This is a genomic window from Dechloromonas sp. A34 (assembly GCF_026261605.1).
In the GTDB taxonomy this organism is placed as follows: Bacteria; Pseudomonadota; Gammaproteobacteria; order Burkholderiales; family Rhodocyclaceae; genus Azonexus.
This window is the reverse complement of record NZ_CP102486.1, coordinates 844,998-861,325: the sequence shown is the minus strand read 5'-3', so window position 1 is coordinate 861,325 and position 16,328 is coordinate 844,998. Positions and strand designations below refer to the sequence as shown.

The 16,328-nt window shown below is 64.3% G+C and carries 18 protein-coding genes; 9 read left to right on the top strand and 9 right to left on the bottom strand.

Going from position 1 to position 16,328, the window contains the following annotated elements; genetic code table 11:
• The first annotated feature begins 21 nt into the window (after positions 1 to 21).
• The 7 genes from NQE15_RS04300 to NQE15_RS04270 all read left to right on the top strand — a co-directional run bounded on the left by NQE15_RS04300 (position 22) and on the right by NQE15_RS04270 (position 6,330).
• Positions 22 to 720, top strand: a complete 699-nt coding sequence (locus tag NQE15_RS04300) for an ABC transporter ATP-binding protein (RefSeq protein WP_323054948.1) — start codon at positions 22 to 24, stop codon at positions 718 to 720.
• Positions 717 to 1,925 carry an ABC transporter permease gene (locus NQE15_RS04295; RefSeq protein ID WP_265946842.1) on the top strand — a complete coding sequence of 403 codons (1,209 nt, stop codon included), beginning with the start codon at positions 717 to 719 and terminating at the stop codon, positions 1,923 to 1,925. The genes NQE15_RS04300 and NQE15_RS04295 overlap by 4 nt, the downstream gene beginning before the upstream one ends.
• 166 nt (positions 1,926 to 2,091) lie before the next feature.
• Positions 2,092 to 2,634, top strand: coding sequence for a Spy/CpxP family protein refolding chaperone (locus NQE15_RS04290; protein ID WP_265946840.1), 543 nt, complete (start codon positions 2,092 to 2,094; stop codon positions 2,632 to 2,634).
• A 135-nt stretch (positions 2,635 to 2,769) separates the two neighbouring features.
• On the top strand, positions 2,770 to 3,009 hold the full coding sequence (locus NQE15_RS04285) for a YkgJ family cysteine cluster protein (protein WP_265950122.1): 240 nt from the start codon (positions 2,770 to 2,772) through the stop codon (positions 3,007 to 3,009).
• A gap of 33 nt (positions 3,010 to 3,042) precedes the next feature.
• Entirely contained in the window at positions 3,043 to 3,867 is an 825-nt protein-coding gene (locus tag NQE15_RS04280) for an undecaprenyl-diphosphate phosphatase (RefSeq protein WP_265946838.1), read from the top strand.
• A complete protein-coding gene (locus tag NQE15_RS04275) occupies positions 3,852 to 4,421 on the top strand; it encodes a YqiA/YcfP family alpha/beta fold hydrolase (RefSeq protein ID WP_265946836.1) in 570 nt (189 codons plus the stop codon). The genes NQE15_RS04280 and NQE15_RS04275 overlap by 16 nt, the downstream gene beginning before the upstream one ends.
• 7 nt (positions 4,422 to 4,428) lie before the next feature.
• The gene (locus NQE15_RS04270) at positions 4,429 to 6,330 is read left to right on the top strand and encodes a ribonuclease catalytic domain-containing protein (RefSeq protein ID WP_265946834.1); all 1,902 of its coding nucleotides are present in this window, start codon (positions 4,429 to 4,431) and stop codon (positions 6,328 to 6,330) included.
• Positions 6,331 to 6,383: 53 nt separating this feature from the next.
• On the opposite strand, the gene NQE15_RS04265 is transcribed toward NQE15_RS04270, so the two are convergent.
• Entirely contained in the window at positions 6,384 to 6,680 is a 297-nt protein-coding gene (locus NQE15_RS04265) for a hypothetical protein (RefSeq protein ID WP_265946832.1), read from the bottom strand.
• Positions 6,681 to 6,796: 116 nt separating this feature from the next.
• Here NQE15_RS04265 and NQE15_RS04260 point away from each other — a divergent pair, with 116 nt between their 5' ends.
• Both NQE15_RS04260 and aroE read left to right on the top strand, forming a co-directional pair.
• Entirely contained in the window at positions 6,797 to 7,204 is a 408-nt protein-coding gene (locus NQE15_RS04260; protein WP_265946830.1) for an energy transducer TonB, read from the top strand.
• Positions 7,201 to 8,025, top strand: coding sequence for a shikimate dehydrogenase (gene aroE / locus NQE15_RS04255; protein WP_265946828.1), 825 nt, complete (start codon positions 7,201 to 7,203; stop codon positions 8,023 to 8,025). The genes NQE15_RS04260 and aroE overlap by 4 nt, the downstream gene beginning before the upstream one ends.
• An 83-nt stretch (positions 8,026 to 8,108) precedes the next feature.
• Here the strand turns inward: aroE and NQE15_RS04250 are convergent, their stop codons facing one another.
• The 8 genes from NQE15_RS04250 to NQE15_RS04215 all read right to left on the bottom strand — a co-directional run bounded on the left by NQE15_RS04250 (position 8,109) and on the right by NQE15_RS04215 (position 16,319).
• Positions 8,109 to 10,157 (bottom strand): diguanylate cyclase, encoded by a 2,049-nt coding sequence (locus NQE15_RS04250; protein ID WP_265946826.1) that lies wholly within the window; start codon positions 10,155 to 10,157, stop codon positions 8,109 to 8,111.
• A gap of 397 nt (positions 10,158 to 10,554) precedes the next feature.
• The gene (locus NQE15_RS04245; protein ID WP_265946824.1) at positions 10,555 to 10,977 is read right to left on the bottom strand and encodes a hypothetical protein; all 423 of its coding nucleotides are present in this window, start codon (positions 10,975 to 10,977) and stop codon (positions 10,555 to 10,557) included.
• A gap of 106 nt (positions 10,978 to 11,083) precedes the next feature.
• Positions 11,084 to 11,227 (bottom strand): hypothetical protein, encoded by a 144-nt coding sequence (locus NQE15_RS04240; protein ID WP_265946822.1) that lies wholly within the window; start codon positions 11,225 to 11,227, stop codon positions 11,084 to 11,086.
• Complete coding sequence (locus NQE15_RS04235; RefSeq protein WP_265946820.1) at positions 11,227 to 13,161, bottom strand: DUF4178 domain-containing protein; 1,935 nt, start codon at positions 13,159 to 13,161, stop codon at positions 11,227 to 11,229. Before NQE15_RS04235 ends, NQE15_RS04240 begins: the two co-directional genes overlap by 1 nt.
• A 10-nt stretch (positions 13,162 to 13,171) precedes the next feature.
• Complete coding sequence (locus NQE15_RS04230) at positions 13,172 to 14,206, bottom strand: SPFH domain-containing protein (RefSeq protein ID WP_265946818.1); 1,035 nt, start codon at positions 14,204 to 14,206, stop codon at positions 13,172 to 13,174.
• Positions 14,207 to 14,224: 18 nt separating this feature from the next.
• Positions 14,225 to 14,626 (bottom strand): DUF350 domain-containing protein, encoded by a 402-nt coding sequence (locus NQE15_RS04225; RefSeq protein WP_265946816.1) that lies wholly within the window; start codon positions 14,624 to 14,626, stop codon positions 14,225 to 14,227.
• 161 nt (positions 14,627 to 14,787) lie between these two features.
• A complete protein-coding gene (locus NQE15_RS04220; RefSeq protein ID WP_265946814.1) occupies positions 14,788 to 15,504 on the bottom strand; it encodes a type III pantothenate kinase in 717 nt (238 codons plus the stop codon).
• Positions 15,501 to 16,319 (bottom strand): biotin--[acetyl-CoA-carboxylase] ligase, encoded by an 819-nt coding sequence (locus NQE15_RS04215; protein WP_265946812.1) that lies wholly within the window; start codon positions 16,317 to 16,319, stop codon positions 15,501 to 15,503. Before NQE15_RS04215 ends, NQE15_RS04220 begins: the two co-directional genes overlap by 4 nt.
• Positions 16,320 to 16,328 lie beyond the last annotated feature (9 nt).

Below are 16,328 nucleotides of genomic sequence, written 5' to 3'. Positions count from 1 at the left end.
CGAAATTTCGGCGAGGCTACCGTGAGCGCGCCCTTGATCGAACTGCGTGGTATCACCAAGACCTACGGCGCAGGCCAGACTGCTTTTCAGGCGCTGGGCGGCGTCGATCTGAGCATAGCGGCCGGTGAATTCGTGGCGGTCATGGGGCCGAGCGGTTCCGGCAAATCGACGGCGATGAACCTGCTCGGCTGCCTCGATACGCCGACCTCGGGCGAATACCGGTTTCAGGGCATCAACGTCGAGCAACTCGACCGCAACCAGCGGGCCCTGCTGCGTCGGCAATGTCTGGGCTTTGTCTTTCAAGGGTTCAATTTGCTGGCGCGAACCTCGGCGCAGGAGAACGTCGAGCTGCCGCTGCTCTATCGCGGCGAGCCGGCCGAAGTGCGCCACGCTGCGGCCCGCGCCGCACTCGCCAAAGTCGGCCTCGACGGCTGGGAAACGCACACCCCGGCCGAGCTTTCCGGCGGCCAGCAGCAGCGTGTCGCCATCGCCCGCGCCATCGTCACCAACCCGCTCGTCCTGCTCGCCGACGAGCCGACCGGCAACCTCGACAGCAAGCGCAGCCACGAGATCATGGAATTGCTCGGGCGGCTGAATAGCGAACAAGGCATCACCATCATCATGGTCACCCACGAGCCGGACATGGCGCGCTACGCGCGGCGCATCGTGCATTTTGTCGACGGCCTCGTGGACAGCGATAGCGCGACGGAGGCGGCATGATCCTGAACGCACTCCTGCTCGCCCTGCGCGAGATCCGCCGCAACCTGCTGCGCTCCTTTCTGACTGTGCTCGGCATCGTCATCGGCGTCGGCGCGGTGATCACCATGGTGACGCTGGGCAACGGCGCAACGAAAATAGTTTCCGACCAGATTGCCAGCCTCGGCAGCAACCTGCTCATGGTCATGCCCGGCCAGCGCCTTGGCCCGGGGCGCGACAGTGCCGGCGCGCCGAAATTCAAGATCGCCGACATCGAGGCCATCCAGCAACAGGTCAATGGCCTCAAGGTCGTGGCACCCGTCGTCGGCAGCCCCGTAACGCTGGTCGCCGGGACGCAGAACTGGTCGTCGACGGTGAGCGGAACGAGCAACGACTACTTCATTGCCGGCAACTGGAAAATCGCCGCCGGGCGGCAATTCACCGACGACGAGGAGCGCGCCGGCAAGGCCGTTTGCGTGATCGGCAATACCGTCAAAAAGGAGCTGTTTGGCGCCGGCAATCCAGTCGGCAGCAGCATCCGCGTCAAGACCTTCGACTGCGAGGTGATCGGCCTGCTCGTCGCCAAGGGCCAGGGCGGCATGGGCCAGGATCAGGACGACACGGTGCTGATGCCGCTGCGCACGACGCAACGCCGGCTGACCGGCTCGCTCGACATCGGCAATGTCATGGTCTCGCTCAAGGACGGCACCGACGCGACCGTCGCCATCGCCCAATTGCGCAGCCTGTTGCGCGAACGCCGCAAGCTGGCCGAGAACGCCGACGACAATTTCAACGTGATGGACACCAAGCAGATCGCCGAAACGCTCTCCGGCACCATCGGCACGATGACCGCGCTGCTTGGCGCGGTGGCCGCTGTCAGCCTGCTCGTCGGCGGCATCGGCATCATGAACATCATGCTCGTTTCGGTCACCGAACGGACCCGCGAAATCGGCATCCGGCTGGCCATCGGCGCGCTGGAAAACGAGGTGCTCTGGCAATTCCTGATCGAAGCCGTGGTGCTCTCCGCCTGCGGCGGGCTGGTCGGCGTGGCGCTGGCTTTTGTCGCCTGCCTCGGGCTATCGTCGCTGATGCACATACCTTTCCTGTTCAACCCGGCCATCAACCTGACGGCCTTTGGCTTCTCGGCAGCGATCGGGGTGATTTTCGGCTATATGCCGGCGCGCCGGGCGGCGCAACTTGATCCGATCGAGGCGCTGCGACATGAGTGACCGAGCTGTCCCCGGTTTTCATCGCCTGCGCCAGCGGCTTTTCTTCCTGTTACGCCATTTACTTTCATTTACCGCCCGGTAACCCCCCTTAACGGGGTCTTGGGGGAGTATTCGTCCTGTCGCTTGGCCCGCTCGGGCCGGCCAATCTGAACTGAAGGATGAAGAGATGAAAACCACTCCCCACACCAATATCAAGCGTTTCCTGATTGCCGCCAGCGTGGCTTTGGCCATTCCGCTGTCGGCGTCGGCATTTGGCGGCAAGCACGGCGGTCGTGGCGACTGCGGTTTCGAGACGCAAGGCGGCTCGGGTCACCAGGCGATGGGGGGCAACATGATGCCGCGGCATCTGCGCGCCCTGAATCTGACCGAGCCCCAGCAGGACAAGGTTTTCGAGATCATGCACGCCCAGGCGCCGGTAATGCGCGACAAGGCGAAGGTGCTACGCAAGGCCGAGGGCGATCTGCGGGCGCTGACGGCGGCGCCGGATTACAGCGAAGCCAAGGCGCGCGGTTTGGCCGACGAGGCGGCGAAGGCGATGGCGGAAATGTCGCTGGCGCGGGCCAAGGGCGATCGTCAGGTATTCGAAGTGCTGACCCCGGAACAGCGCAAGCAACTGGCCGAGATGAAGCCCGCCGGAGGGTCGCCGCGCCATCGTGGTGATGGTCCGCGCGGCATGGGAGGTGAAGACCGGGTTCCGGCGACGCGTTGATCCGATCGCTACCAACGGGCGGCCGGTGCCGCCCGTTTTTTTGCCATTTTTGCGGACGACCGCAACAAGCGGCTCTGGGCGCGGAAGCCTGATCTGCGACAATGGCGCATGTCTCAAACGAAGCTTCCCGCAGCACTGGAATGTCGAGCCAACTGCGGCGCCTGCTGCATCGCGCCGTCGATTTCATCGCTCAACAAGCCGGCCGGCGTGCCTTGCCGTCACCTCGATAGCACCCTGCGCTGCACGATCTTCGGCCAGCCGGAACGCCCCGCTTGCTGCGCCGGCCTGCAGCCGTCCGCCGAAATGTGCGGCGATTCGCGCGAGCAGGCTTTGCGCTGGCTGACCGATCTCGAAGCGCTGACCCGACCGGGATAGTAGAATGCGGCCTCCCAATAAAGGCTGCGTTCCATGGATCCGATCCTGCTCCTCAAGGCCCTCATTCTCGGCATCGTCGAGGGTCTGACCGAATTCCTGCCGATTTCGTCGACCGGCCACCTGATCCTGGCCGGCGACCTGCTCGATTTCAACGACGATCGCGGCAAGCTGTTCGAAATTGTCATCCAGTCCGGCGCCATCCTGGCCGTGGTCTGGGAATACCGCGAGCGACTGCTGGTCGTGGCGCGTGGCGCCTTCAGCGACAAGGCGGCGCAGAAATTCATCCTTAACCTGTTCGTCGCCTTCCTGCCGCTGGCCATCCTCGGCCTGGCCTTCGGCAAGGCGATCAAGGCCAACCTGTTCAACCCGATTGCCGTGGCCACCACCTTCATTCTCGGCGCCTTCGTCATCCTCTGGGCCGAGAAGCGCGAGCACACCATCCGCGTCCAGACAGTCGAGGAAATGACCCTGCTCGATGCCCTGAAAATGGGTTTCGCCCAGGCGGTGGCGCTGATTCCCGGCACCTCGCGTTCCGGTGCGACGATCATCGGCGGCCTGCTCTTCGGCCTGTCGCGCAAGGCGGCGACCGAGTTTTCCTTCTTCCTGGCCATCCCGACCCTGGGTGCGGCCACCGTCTATCAGCTCTACAAGGAGCGCGCCCTGCTCAATGCCGACGATCTCGGCATGTGGGTGGTCGGTTTCATTTCCGCCTTCGTCTCGGCCTTCCTCTGCGTGCGCTGGCTGCTGCGCTTCATTTCCAGCCATGACTTCACGCCCTTCGCCTGGTATCGCATCGTCTTCGGCATCGTCGTGTTATTGACCGCCCACTTCGGCTGGGTGCAATGGACCGCGGCCTGATCCTTTACCTGCACGGCTTCTGCTCCTCGCCGGCGTCGTGGAAATCGCGGCTGCTCGCCGAGGAAATGGCGCGGCGCGGACTAGCCGGGCATTTCACCTGCCCACAACTGTCTCCTGTCCCGGATGAAGCGGTCGCCGGCGCCAGCCGCCTGATCGAGGCCGCCGGCGGCCGGGTGACCCTGGTCGGCAGCTCGCTGGGCGGTCATTACGCCAACCATCTGGCGGAGAAGTACGACCTGAAGGCGGTGCTGATCAATCCCGCGGTCGTCGACCGTCTGGATCTGGCCGACTTCGTCGGCGATCACGCCAATTTCCACAGCGGCGAACGCTTCACCTTCAGCGCAGCCCACGCCGCCCAACTCAAGGCCCAGGTCGCCCGACCGACGCCAGAACGTTACTGGCTGCTGCTCGAAGAAGGCGACGAAGTGCTGGATTTCCGCCAGGCCCGGGATTTCTACGCCGGCTGCCGGCAAACCGTGCTGGCGGGCGGCGATCACAGCTTCACGAAGTTTCCCGACTTCGTGCCGCAACTCATTGAATTTGCCGGGTTATAATCCATCGATGAATGTATTGTTTGAAGAAGATGGCGGCTTCAAGGCCGGCAGCATCATGGCCGACAACGACAGCTCGTTGCAGGTCGAAATGCCCACCGGCAAGCGGAGCAAGATCAAGGCCGCTACGGTGTTGTTGCGTTTCGAGAAGCCCTCGGCGGCGGCCTTGCTGGAACAGTCGGCGCCGCTGGCCGAAGAGATCGAACCGGATTTCCTGTGGGAGTGCGTAAACGATGGCGAATTTTCGTTTCTTGATTTTGCCCGTGATTACTACGGACACGAACCCGCCCCGGGCGAAGCGACGGCGGTGCTGCTTGCCCTGCACGCCGCGCCCGTCTACTTCCACCGCAAAGGCAAGGGCCGCTTCCGCAAGGCACCTCCCGACATTCTCGCAGCTGCTCTGGCCAGCCTTGAAAAGAAGCGTCAGCAAGCGCTCGCGATGGAAGGCTGGATTGGCGAACTGAAGGAATTCCGCCTGCCGCCGGAAATCGGCGCCCTGACCGACGCCCTACTCTACGCGCCGGACCGCAACAAGTCCGAAACCAAGGCTTTCGAGACGGCCTGTGCCGCCACCGGACTCAGCGCCGCCCAGCTGCTCTTCAAGTGCGGCGCCATCAAGTCGGCCTACTTCCTGCATTACCGCCGCTTCCTGCACGAGCAGTTCCCGAAAGGCACCGCCTTCCCGGCGCTCGACGCGCCGAAGCTGCCGCGCGACCTGCCGCGCGCCGACGTCCGCGCCTTCTCGATCGACGATGCCCACACCACCGAAATCGACGATGCCCTGTCGGTCGTCAAACTGCCCGGCATCGGCTCGCGCATCGGCATCCACATCGCCGCCCCCGGTCTGGCCATCGAACACAGCTCGCCGCTCGACGGCGTCGCCCGCGCCCGGCTGTCCACCGTCTACATGCCGGGCAACAAGATCACCATGCTGCCCGACGCCGTGGTCCAGAACTACACGCTGGCCGGCGGCGTCGATTGCCCGGCCGTCTCACTCTACTTGACGGTCAACGACGCGCTGGAAATCCTCAGCCACGAATCGCGGCTGGAAATGGTGCATATCGCCGCCAACCTGCGCCACCACGAAATCGAGCCCTGGTTCAACGCCGAAACCATCGGCGGCCCGTTGCCCGACCAGCCGTTCAAGGACGAACTGCTCCACCTCTGGCACTTCGCCAACGCCTGCGAAGGTCGGCGCGGCAAGCCGTCTGCGATGCAGGGCATCAACGACTACAACTTCGCGATCGATGGCGATCTCGCCGACCCCGATGCCTGTACGGTCGAGATCAGCGAACGCAAACGCGGCAGCCCGCTCGACAAGCTGGTCGCCGAGCTGATGATCGTCGCCAACTCGACCTGGGGCGGCCTGCTCGCCGAAAAGAACGTCGCCTGCCTATACCGCGCCCAGACCCAGGGCAAGGTGCGGATGACGACCTCGCCGCTACCGCATGAAGGCCTCGGCGTGCCGCAATACGCCTGGATGACCTCGCCGCTGCGCCGTTATTGCGACCTGGTCAATCAATGGCAACTGATCGCCTGCCTGAAGGGCGAGACACCGGCCTTCGCGCAGAAATCGGCCGAATTGTTCGGTGCGATGCGCGATTTCGAAACGACCTACGCCGCCTACGCCGATTTCCAGCGTCTGATGGAGCGTTACTGGTGCCTGCGCTGGCTGCAGCAGCACGGCATCACCGAGATCGATGCGACCGTGCGCCGCGAACAACTGGTCAAGCTCGACCACCTGCCGGTGCTGCTCCGCGTCCCTTCACTGCCTGGCGATCTACCGCCGGCGCAACGCGTGCACCTGGCCGTTGAAACCCTGGACCTCCTCAGCCCGGAAATCAGCTGCCGCTTCCTGAGCCTGCTCGGCGAAAGCAATCCGGCGGAGGTCATCGAGGAGGAAGAGCAGTGACTGCGGCAACCCTGGCCTGGCAAGTGGCACCGGCGGACAACCGGCCTTTCTGGCTAGCAGTCGGCTTGTCGCTGCTGGCGCACGCCCTGCTGCTGACGCTGCACTTCCAGTTCCCCGACGCCTCGAACGCAATGCGCGAAAAGGCCCTCGACATCATCCTGGTCAATGCCAAGTCGGCCACGAAGCCGCGCGATGCCCAGGCGCTGGCCCAGTCGAATCTCGACGGCGGCGGCAACACCGATGAAAACCGGCGGGCCAAGACGCCCTTGCCACCGACCTCGCAACAGACGACAGGCGACGACCTGCAGCAGATGCAGCGCCGGGTACAGGAGCTGGAAGCCGCCCAGCACAAGATGCTGACCCAGGCCAAGAGCCTGCGCAGCGTTTCCTCCAGCCCGAGCGCCAGCGAACAGCCGACGCCGGCCCCAGCGTCTCCGGCCTCGACCTGCTCGAGTCGGCGCGCGCGATGGCGCGTCTCGAAGGTGAAATCAACAAAACGACCGACGAATACAGCAAGCGGCCGCGCAAGAAGTTCATCGGGGCGCGCACCGAGGAATATCGCTTCGCCCAGTACATCGAGGACTGGCGGCAGAAAATCGAACGCATCGGCACCCTGAACTATCCCGAGGCGGCTCGTGGCAAGCTCTATGGCTCGCTGGTGCTGACCGTCTCGATCACGGCCGACGGCAGCGTCACCCGCATCGACATCAACCGTTCCTCCGGCTACAAGGTGCTCGACGATTCGGCCCGCCGCATCGTCCAGATGGCTTCGCCCTACTCGCCCTTCCCGCCGGACATCCGGCGCGACACCGACGTCCTCGAAATTACCCGTACCTGGAATTTCACCCAGGGCGACCAGCTCTCCGCGAAATGACCGATCTTTACGCCGTCTTCGGCAACCCGATTGCCCACTCCAAATCACCGGCCATCCACGCCGCCTTCGCCGCCGCCACCGGCCAGCCGTTGCGCTATGAAGCCCGCCTGGCGCCGATCGACGGTTTCACGCAGGCAATTGCCGATTTTGTCGCCGCCGGCGGCAAGGGGGCCAACATCACCGTCCCCTTCAAGGAAGAAGCCTTTCGCCTGAGCAGCCGCTTGAGCGAGCGGGCGGCACGGGCCGGGGCAGTCAATACGCTGGCCTTCAAGGCCGGCGAAATCCTCGGCGACAACACCGACGGCGCCGGTCTGGTCGGCGATCTGACCCGCAACCTGAATTGCCCGCTGACTGGCCAGCGTATTCTGCTGCTTGGCGCCGGCGGCGCCGCGCGCGGCGTGATCGCCCCGCTGCTAGCCGGCAAGCCGGCCGCGCTGTTCATCGCCAATCGCAGCGCCGACAAGGCCGTCGCGCTGGCGCATGGCTTTGCCGATCTGGCGACGGTCGAGGCTGGAAGTTTCGCCGACACCGCCGGCCGCCGCTTCGACCTGGTGATCAATGCCACCTCCGCCAGCCTCGCCGGCGCCAGCCTGGCGCTGCCGCCCGGTCTGTTCGCCGGCGACAGCCTGGCTTACGACATGATGTATGGCAAGGGCGAAACGCCCTTCCTGAGCCAGGCGCGCGAACAAGGTGCGACCCGCTGCGCCGATGGTCTGGGCATGCTGGTCGAACAGGCCGCGGAAGCCTTTCTGGTCTGGCGTGGCGTGCGCCCCGAAACCGGCCGCGTGCTGGCCGATCTGCGGCGCACGCTGGCCGCCTGAGCGCGGAACCCGACGTCCCGCCCGGCGACGACTGCCGCACCCTTTACTCCCGCCGACTAGTGCCAGCCTTTGAATTCATGGTACTAGCGGGCGGGCGGCGTATAGACGACGACGCGGTTCCGTCCCTCATTCTTCGCGGAATATAGCGCGAGATCGGCACAGTGCATCAGATCGTCCGGCATCCGGGCGTGATCGGGATAAGCCGCCACCCCGGCTGAACTGGTAAAGCGCAGTTCAAAAGACCCGAAGCGCACGCGGATCTCGGCGATCGCCTGGCGCCAGCGCTCGGCCCGCTCGGCCGCCACGGACAGCGGCATGCGCGGCATCAGGATGACGAATTCCTCGCCGCCATAGCGGCAGAGGATGTCTTCGTGGCGGATGTCGGCACGGAGATGGCTGGCCAGTTCGCGCAGCACCTCGTCGCCCGCCTGGTGACCGTAGGTGTCGTTGATCTGCTTGAAGTAATCGAGGTCGAGAATCAGCAGGGCCAGCGGGTAGCCTTCACGGCGCGCCCGCGGCAGTTCGCGTTCGAGCGTTTCATCAAGGTAGCGGCGATTGAAGCAACCGGTCAGGCTGTCGCGAATCGCCTGCTCCTGCAGCGCCCCCTGTAGTTGCTCGATCTCCTGCAACTGCTGGCGCAGGCGCTCGTTGGCGGCCCGCAACTGGGCCTCGGCCGCCCGCCGTCCGGAATCGTCGCGGGCAATGCCGAGGATGGTCGTCGGCCGCCCTTCGTCGTCGAGCAGGAAGCTGGCCACCACTTCCGAGTAGACCGTGCCGCCATCCTTGTGCGGCTGCTCGACCTCGGCCATCGCCGACAACGCTGTCTGGTCGCCGGCGGCCAGGCGTTGCAGATGCTCCGCCAGCACCCCCATGACATGGCGATAGGAAGCCGGACTCAGTGCATCTTCGAGCGATTGCTGCATGACCTCATCGGGCGTGAAGCCGCGCACCTGTTGAACCGCTGGGCTGACATAGGTGAAGCGCATGCTGGCCAGATCGAGGGTCCAGATCACGTCCTTGCTCTGCTCGGCCAGCCGGCGGTAACGTTCTTCGCTGCCCCGAAGGGCGGCTTCGACGGCATGACGGTTGCCGATTTCCTTGGTCAGCCGGAGATTGAGGCGGGCGAAATAGGCCGCCGTGACCACCATCAGCGCGAACACCAGGGAGGCAATGACCAGCAATGGCAGCAGCCAGCCGGGCAGTTGGCGCACTTCGGCATCGAACACCAGGCCGTCGAGCGAAAAGCCAGCCGGCAACATCCCCAACTCGGCATAGGTCTGCCCGATCTGCTGCCAGCGGGCGGCCGACATCTGCCCGATTTCGACCAGATCGGGCTGCATCAGGCGCTTCAGTTCCACGGCTTCGAACAGCAAGTGCGCTTTGCTGTGCCGGGTCGAATAGCGTTTGAGAATCAACTCGGCGATCTCGTCGGGCTGGGCTATGGCGTAGGCCCAGCCGCGTAGCACCGCGGCGCGAAAGGCGCGAACCGCATCCGGATTGGCTTTGACGCCATTCTCAAGGGTGAATAGCGTATCGCCGTAGAAATTGATCCCCGCCGCCTTGGGCGTAAAGGCCAGATAGGGGAAGTTCTGCTGGCGCAGCACGAAGGGCTCGTCAGTCGAGTAGCCCGAGATGGCGTCGACCCGCCCGGCAATCAGATCGTCGGCTTGAAAACTGTGCGGCACCGGGGTGTAGCGCTCGACCCCTTCGCGTTTCAGATAGGCCACCAGTTCGGCTTCATGGGGCAGGAGCATGATCCGGCGTTCGTTGAGGGCGTCAATGCTGGGGATTTTCCGGCGATTGGCGAGCAGGACCAGCGGCGAGTTCTGGACGATCACCGCCAGCGCCACCAGCGGCTTGCCCTGGGCCCGTTGCAGCGCCAGTTCGGAGGCCGCCACCCCGTAGTTCGCCTCGCCCTTGAGCACTGCAGCAATCGGATCGCTGCCGTCGGGCAACTCGCGCAGCTCGACCTCGAAGCCCGCGTCGCGGAAGTAGCCCTTCTCGATCGCGGCGTAGTAGCCGGCAAACTGGAACTGGTGTTTCCAGTTCAGTTGCACGCTGACTTTTTCCAGGGCGTGGGCCGAGGAAAAAAACAGCAGCAAAATCGGAAATAGGAGGGAAAGCGGGCGCATGGCGGCATTATCGCCACAAGCGACAGCTGGTGAAACAGGGCGGTGAGCGGTTTTTTCTTTGCCTAGGCCATGCTCGACAAGGCATCGCGCAGTTGACTGTCCTCGTTGGCATGCGCCTCGCCGCCCCCGTGCTGACTTTGGACTTCGGAGTGATAGCCGCAGTCACGGAGAATGTCGGCCCAATACTCCGCATCATGGTGAGACACGAACCAGGGACCATGTTCGATGATCCGCTTGCCGCGATAGTCAATGCGCTTCGTTACTACCCGGTACACTTTTCAGCCTTTGCTCTAGCAGCGCGGAAGTCGCCTCGTGGAGGCGAAACCACAAGATTCCGCCGTGTCAGGCCACTTGCGTTTTTGTGCGGCCCGACCTCGAACCTCGACTCCCTGAACAACTAGATCTTAGCTTCGTTCAGGGCAAGCGCGAAGTCTTTTGCCGACAATGTACCGAGCACGCCATCCGACGTTTCGATGACTGGCAAAGGCGGCGCCTCGTTATCGTCATCGAGGCCGAAACCTTTGCGCGCGCTCGCCACCTGCTGAGCCCGAGCCGCTTCAAGTCGCAACCTGGCCTCCTCGGCACGGCGTTCGCGAAGCTCGCGATCGCGCTCCTGGCGCAGGCGTTCCTGATCAAAACGAAGCTTGGCCTTGTAGGCGAGTTCACCGGCCAGAAGAAAGACGCCAAGGACGCCGAGCGACATCAGCATTGCGGCAAAGGGCTTCTCGAAGACGGCGTCCAGCGCAAAGAGGCCGAGCACGGCCCGCCAGACGAGCAAGAGCGCGAAATACGGATGATCGGTGAGACTGAGGTGCTTCATGATTCGACGGCTTGCCGCATTGGAAAACGGCCGCGATTGTAGCGCAGGCGGCGAGCGGCGCGCGTTCGCTGAATGCTGGCGACTCAGCCCGGAAGCGGGCGCGGAATCACTTGTGATAAATCCGGCTGCTGCCCCCTGAGCGGCCGCCAGGGTTAGCCACGTTGTCGAACAGGTTCCAGCCCTGGTGCTGGGCGTAGCCGAACAGGGCGAGGGCGAGGATGCCGGCGGCGAGATTAAAGTGCTTGAACATCAGTCGTCCTCATCCGCATCGTCGCTGCTAACCGGGGCGTGGTCGCTCTCCGCCCAGCGCCCGGCCTCGAAAGCAGCATGGCGCAGGCGCGTGAAAACCGGGAAGATGACCAAGAAGAGCAGCACCATCACAAAATTGCTCCAGCCGGCGCCGCCACTGAAGACCTCGACGGTATCGCGCACCGGCACCGGCTTTTCCGGCGCCAGGTCGGGATCCACACTCAGATAGTAGGTACCCGGCGGCACATCGAGGAAAACCACCTCGTCCTCGTTGCTGCCCTCGGTCCAGTGACCGTCGTCATAGCCCTGGTAGAAGGCCAGTTCGCGTGCCGCCGGCCAGGCGTTGCCGGTCGCCTTGTTAACCAACAGCAGGTCGAGGCCGATCCAGTTGTTGTCGAGGGTCGTCGTGTTGCGCACCGTGATCTTGCGCGGCTTGTCGCGCACTTCGAACTCCCGGGTGACCAGGGTTTCCTCGGCCATCTGCGACGAAAAGGCGAGCTCCTGACGGAGCAGGGACTTACCGCCCGACACGAAGGCGAAGAAAAGCTGTAGCAGCACGGCGAGCAGAGCCAGTTTCCAGAACAGCTTGCAGACCCGCTGGTGGGTGGCTTCCCAGGGATTGGGCTGGTTGGCGTAAACGCCGATCGGTTCGGGCAGGCGGCCATCCGGCAACTTAAAGGCTTCGGCGATCACCGCCGGGGCGACATACAGGCCTTGCGACCAGCTCAGGTCCTTGGCCGTCGACTCGCGCGACAGCATCAAGGGCGGCGCGACGTAATCGACCACGCGGCTGGTTTCACCACGGCGGACACGCCAGGTAAATTCGCCGGCGACCTGGATCACTTCGGCCGCCGGGGTCGTCGAAAAATGCTTGAACGCCTGCCCGCTCCAGCGCACGTCGGACAGTTCCATCGCCCCGCTGCTGTTCGGCGGATTGGGCAGCACGTCGGCGATGTTCCAGTGACCGTTGTACTCGGTCAGCCAGCGGTAGGTTCCGTGCCCGCCGGCCAGCAGGTATTCGCGCCAGTCGTAGGCGATGCCGTCCACCTTGCATTGCTTGACCAGGAAGCCGATCACTTCGGCCGGCTTGCCTTCCAGCGTTCCCTTGCTGCCCAGCGCCAAGCGCGGCTGATATTGCTCGTCGCGCTGACCGAGCGCCTTCGACAACAGCTTGTAGCTCTCGTCGGCGGTATCGACCACGGCGCCACAACTGGCGCAGCCGACCGCCAGGATGTCCCTGGAACGCGCCGACATTGGCGCGCCGCAGCTCGGGCAGCGGAAAACCTGGGCCGCAACGCTGGCCGTCGGGATCGGCATGCCCTGGCGCAGGTTGGCCATTTTCAGCGACCTGAAATCGACGGCCTGGCCGACGAACAACAGCGGCGGCGTTTCGGAGTAGTCGAGGGTCGCGAAATTGGCGCCGTTGCGCAGATCGACCGCGGCCACCGGATAGCCGCCGCCGACCTTGAACGGCAATTCGCCCTGACCGGCCACGCACTCGGCGTTCTCGATATTGCTCACCGTCCACGTCTGGCTGGCCAGCACGAAGCGCTGACCGATTGTCAGCTCATCGAAGGGCGGCAGGCGATCCGGAACGAATTGCGCAAAAGTGAGCACATACTCGCCGGCGGCTTCCGACAGCCAGCCGGTGCGCATGTCGTCGAACAGCAGGTGCCACTCGTTCCAGATACCCTGGCTGTACTTGATCTGGATGCGCCCGATCAGAGCGAAATGGACACCTTTGTAACTGCCCTCGCTGCCCAACTGGAGCGGCGAACGATCCTCGACCAGGGCCGCCATCTTGCCGATGTCTTCGAGCGCCTGGTCGTGACGGACCAGGGTGCTCTGGCAGTATTCGCAGACGGCAAAGATCGACGACGCCGATTGGAAGACAACCGGCGCGCCGCAGGAGGGGCAGGAGGCAGTCAGCGCCACAGGCTGCCGGTCAGGTCAGCTTCTTGAGCAGCTCGGCTTTCTTGGCCTCGAACTCTTCTTTGGTCAGGATGCCCTTTTCGACCAGCCCATGCAGTTTTTCCAGGGTGGCGACGACCTCGTCGGCCGAGACCGGGGCGACGCTCGGTGCCGGTACGGCTGCTGCCGGGGCGCCCGTGGCCGGCGTCATGGCGGAAGCCATCGCCTGCCCCATGACCTGGCCGAAACCGACCCCGGCGCCGAGGCCGACGCCCATGCCAGCCATGCCGCCCTCGTTCTTGGCCGCCTCAGGAATTGCATTGGCAACCTGGTACTGGGTGTAGCGGCCCATGTCGCCGATCATGTTCATGCCGATCCGCTGGTCGAGAATCTTTTGCAATTCCTCCGGCAGCGAGATGTTCTGGACGACCAGCGAATCGAGGGTCAGGCCGAAATCGGCGAACATCGGCTGCATCTTGGCGAACATCGCCTTGCCGAACTCGTCCTGGTTGGCCGCCATGTCGATGAAGGCAACGCCGGATTCGCCAAAGAGGTCGGTCATCCCGGCGACCATGGTGTTGCGCAGCTGGCCTTCCAGCTCCTCGCGGCCATAGCTGTCGCGGGTACCGGAGATCTTCTGGTAGAAGGTCTTGGCGTCGGAGAGGTGATAGCTGTAGATGCCGAACGCGCGCATGCGGACGACGCCGAATTCCTTGTCGCGGATGGTGATCGGGTTCGGCGTGCCCCATTTCTGGTCGAGCTGGATCCGCGTCGAGAAGAAGTAGAGGTCGGACTTGAACGGGGACTCGAACAGCTTGTCCCAGTTCTTCAGATAGGTCAGGACCGGCAGCGTCTGCGTCGTCAGCTTGTACATGCCCGGCGCGAAGACATCGGCGACCGTGCCTTCATTGACGAAAAGGGCCAGTTGCGAATCGCGTACGGTCAGACTGGCGCCGTTCTGGATTTCCATTTCCTGCATCGGGAAGCGCCAGGCCAGCGTGCCGTCGCCCTCCTCTGTCCATTGCAGGATGTCGATAAACTGTTTCTTGATGAAGTCCATCAGGGCCATGGCTACCTCCTTGAGTGATCAGGCGATGCAACCGGCGTTCAGGATGCCGACGCCGATCGAGAGCGATGCGAGAAAAATCCCCGAAGCCAGCTTGCCCTGGGGAATATTGTGGTTGATGGTCGGCAGCGCCAGGCGCGCCGTGGTAAAGGTCAGCAACTGCACGACGCAGGCGACCAGCCCCCAGCCAATCATCGAGTACAGGTTGTGGCTGATTGCGACCGACACGGCGATCGGCAGCGCGAAACCGATCACCGCCCCGCCCAGGCTGACCGCCGCCGCCTCGTTGCCGGCGCGGATCAGCGCCAGTTCGCTGTAGGGCGTGATGAAAATGTAGAGGGCAAGAAAGGCTGCGAGCAAGACCAGCGCGGTCACGAAAAAACTGGCGAAGGCCGGCAGGCTATTGAGTACCGGATCGAACATGCGATATCCCGGATGGCGTATGACAGCGTCGGATTGTCGCCCCGCGCCCTGGCAAATTCAAGCATGGCGGGCCCGATAGCAGGCGATGAATGCTTCGGGCGCCATCGCCAGGGCACGAAAATAGCCGGAATACGATGCTTGGGCATCGTATCCAAGCCTGCTCAGTCGTCGCAGCCCAGTACTTTCAAGCCTTCCAGCGGAAGATTCGGGATCAAGGCATGCGGAATCGAAAGACAGTCCGCCAGAACCTGGGCATCACCGCCGGAGATCAGGCATTGGGTGCGCCGGTCGGCCAGGCGACGGAAAGCCCGTTCAATCGCCCCGGCCTGGGCCTCGATGGCGCCGCTGACGATTGCATCGTCGGTACAGCGCGGATATTCGGCGTATTGTCCCGCGGCCAGCGGCAGGCCGGCCGTGTCGCGGGCGAGGGCGCGCCGCATCAGCGGGCTACCCGGGAGAATCAGGCCGCCGAGAAAATTGCCGTCGGCGTCGAGCGTGTCGATCGTCGTCGCCGTCCCCGCCATGACCACGATGCAGGCCATACGGGTCAGGCTGCGGGCGCCAATCAGCGCGCACCAGCGGTCCACCCCGAGTTGTCCCGGATTTTGATAGCGATTGGTCACGCCGCCGCGTTTGGCCTCGGCCTTGACTTCCCGGAATACGGATTGCCAGTCAGCCAACTGTTCGCGGATGCGGGTCGCTACATCGTTGCCCGCGACGTTGGCGAGCAGCACTTTGTCCGGCTGCGGCCAGGTCGTCGGCAGGGCCGCCAGTTCGCCACTGCCCGCGTGGTCGACTGCGCCCTGGGCCAGCCAGCGCTCGCCGTCATGCACCCCCCATTTGATGCGGGTATTACCGCTATCCAGACAGACGATCATGCCGGGCGCCCGCCAAGAGTACTTCCTGCGGGGCGCAGGCTGACATCGCCTGCCAGAATGCGTTCGACCCCGGCGGCAGTTTCGAGCAACAGGGCACCATCATCGTCCGCGCCCAGACAGGTGCCGAGCACTGGTGATGCCGCCTCGTCGAGAAGCTGGACTTGCTGCCCCTGCCAGACATGACGCTGCTGCCAGTCGGCCTTGAGCCCGCCAAAACCGTCGCCGGCAAAGCGCTCAAGTGTCTCGGCCAACTCGCACAGGAGCGCCGCCAGCACGGCATGGCGCTCCGGCAAGCGATAGCAGGCCTGGCTCAGGCCGGCTGCCGGGAAAGGCAATTCTTCGGCTGGCGGCAGCAGGTTGAGGCCGATGCCGATAATCGCCTGCGTGCCGCGCCGGTCGGAGGCCAGCTCGACCAGCACGCCGGCCAGCTTGGCCTGCCGCCCATCCTGGTCAAGCAGCACGTCGTTCGGCCACTTCAGGCCAACGCCCTGGGCGCCGAGGCTTTCCAGTCCGCGCGCCAGAGCGACACCGACCGCCAGCGAGAGGCCGCTCAGGCGCGACAGCGGTCCGGTAAAGCGCCAAAGCAGGGAGAAGGTCAGACTCGCTTCTGGGGCCGACAGCCATTGCCGGCCGCGCCGGCCACGGCCGGCACTCTGCCGGTCGGCGACCACCACGCTACCCGCCGGAGCGCCACGGTCGGCGCGACGCATCAGTTCGCTGCTGGTCGAATCGCATTCGTCCAGCGCATCAACGTCAAAACGGCCGGCCAGTTCGCCCAGCCGGGCTTTGAGCAAGACAAGATCGATCAGGGGCATGCCGCGGAT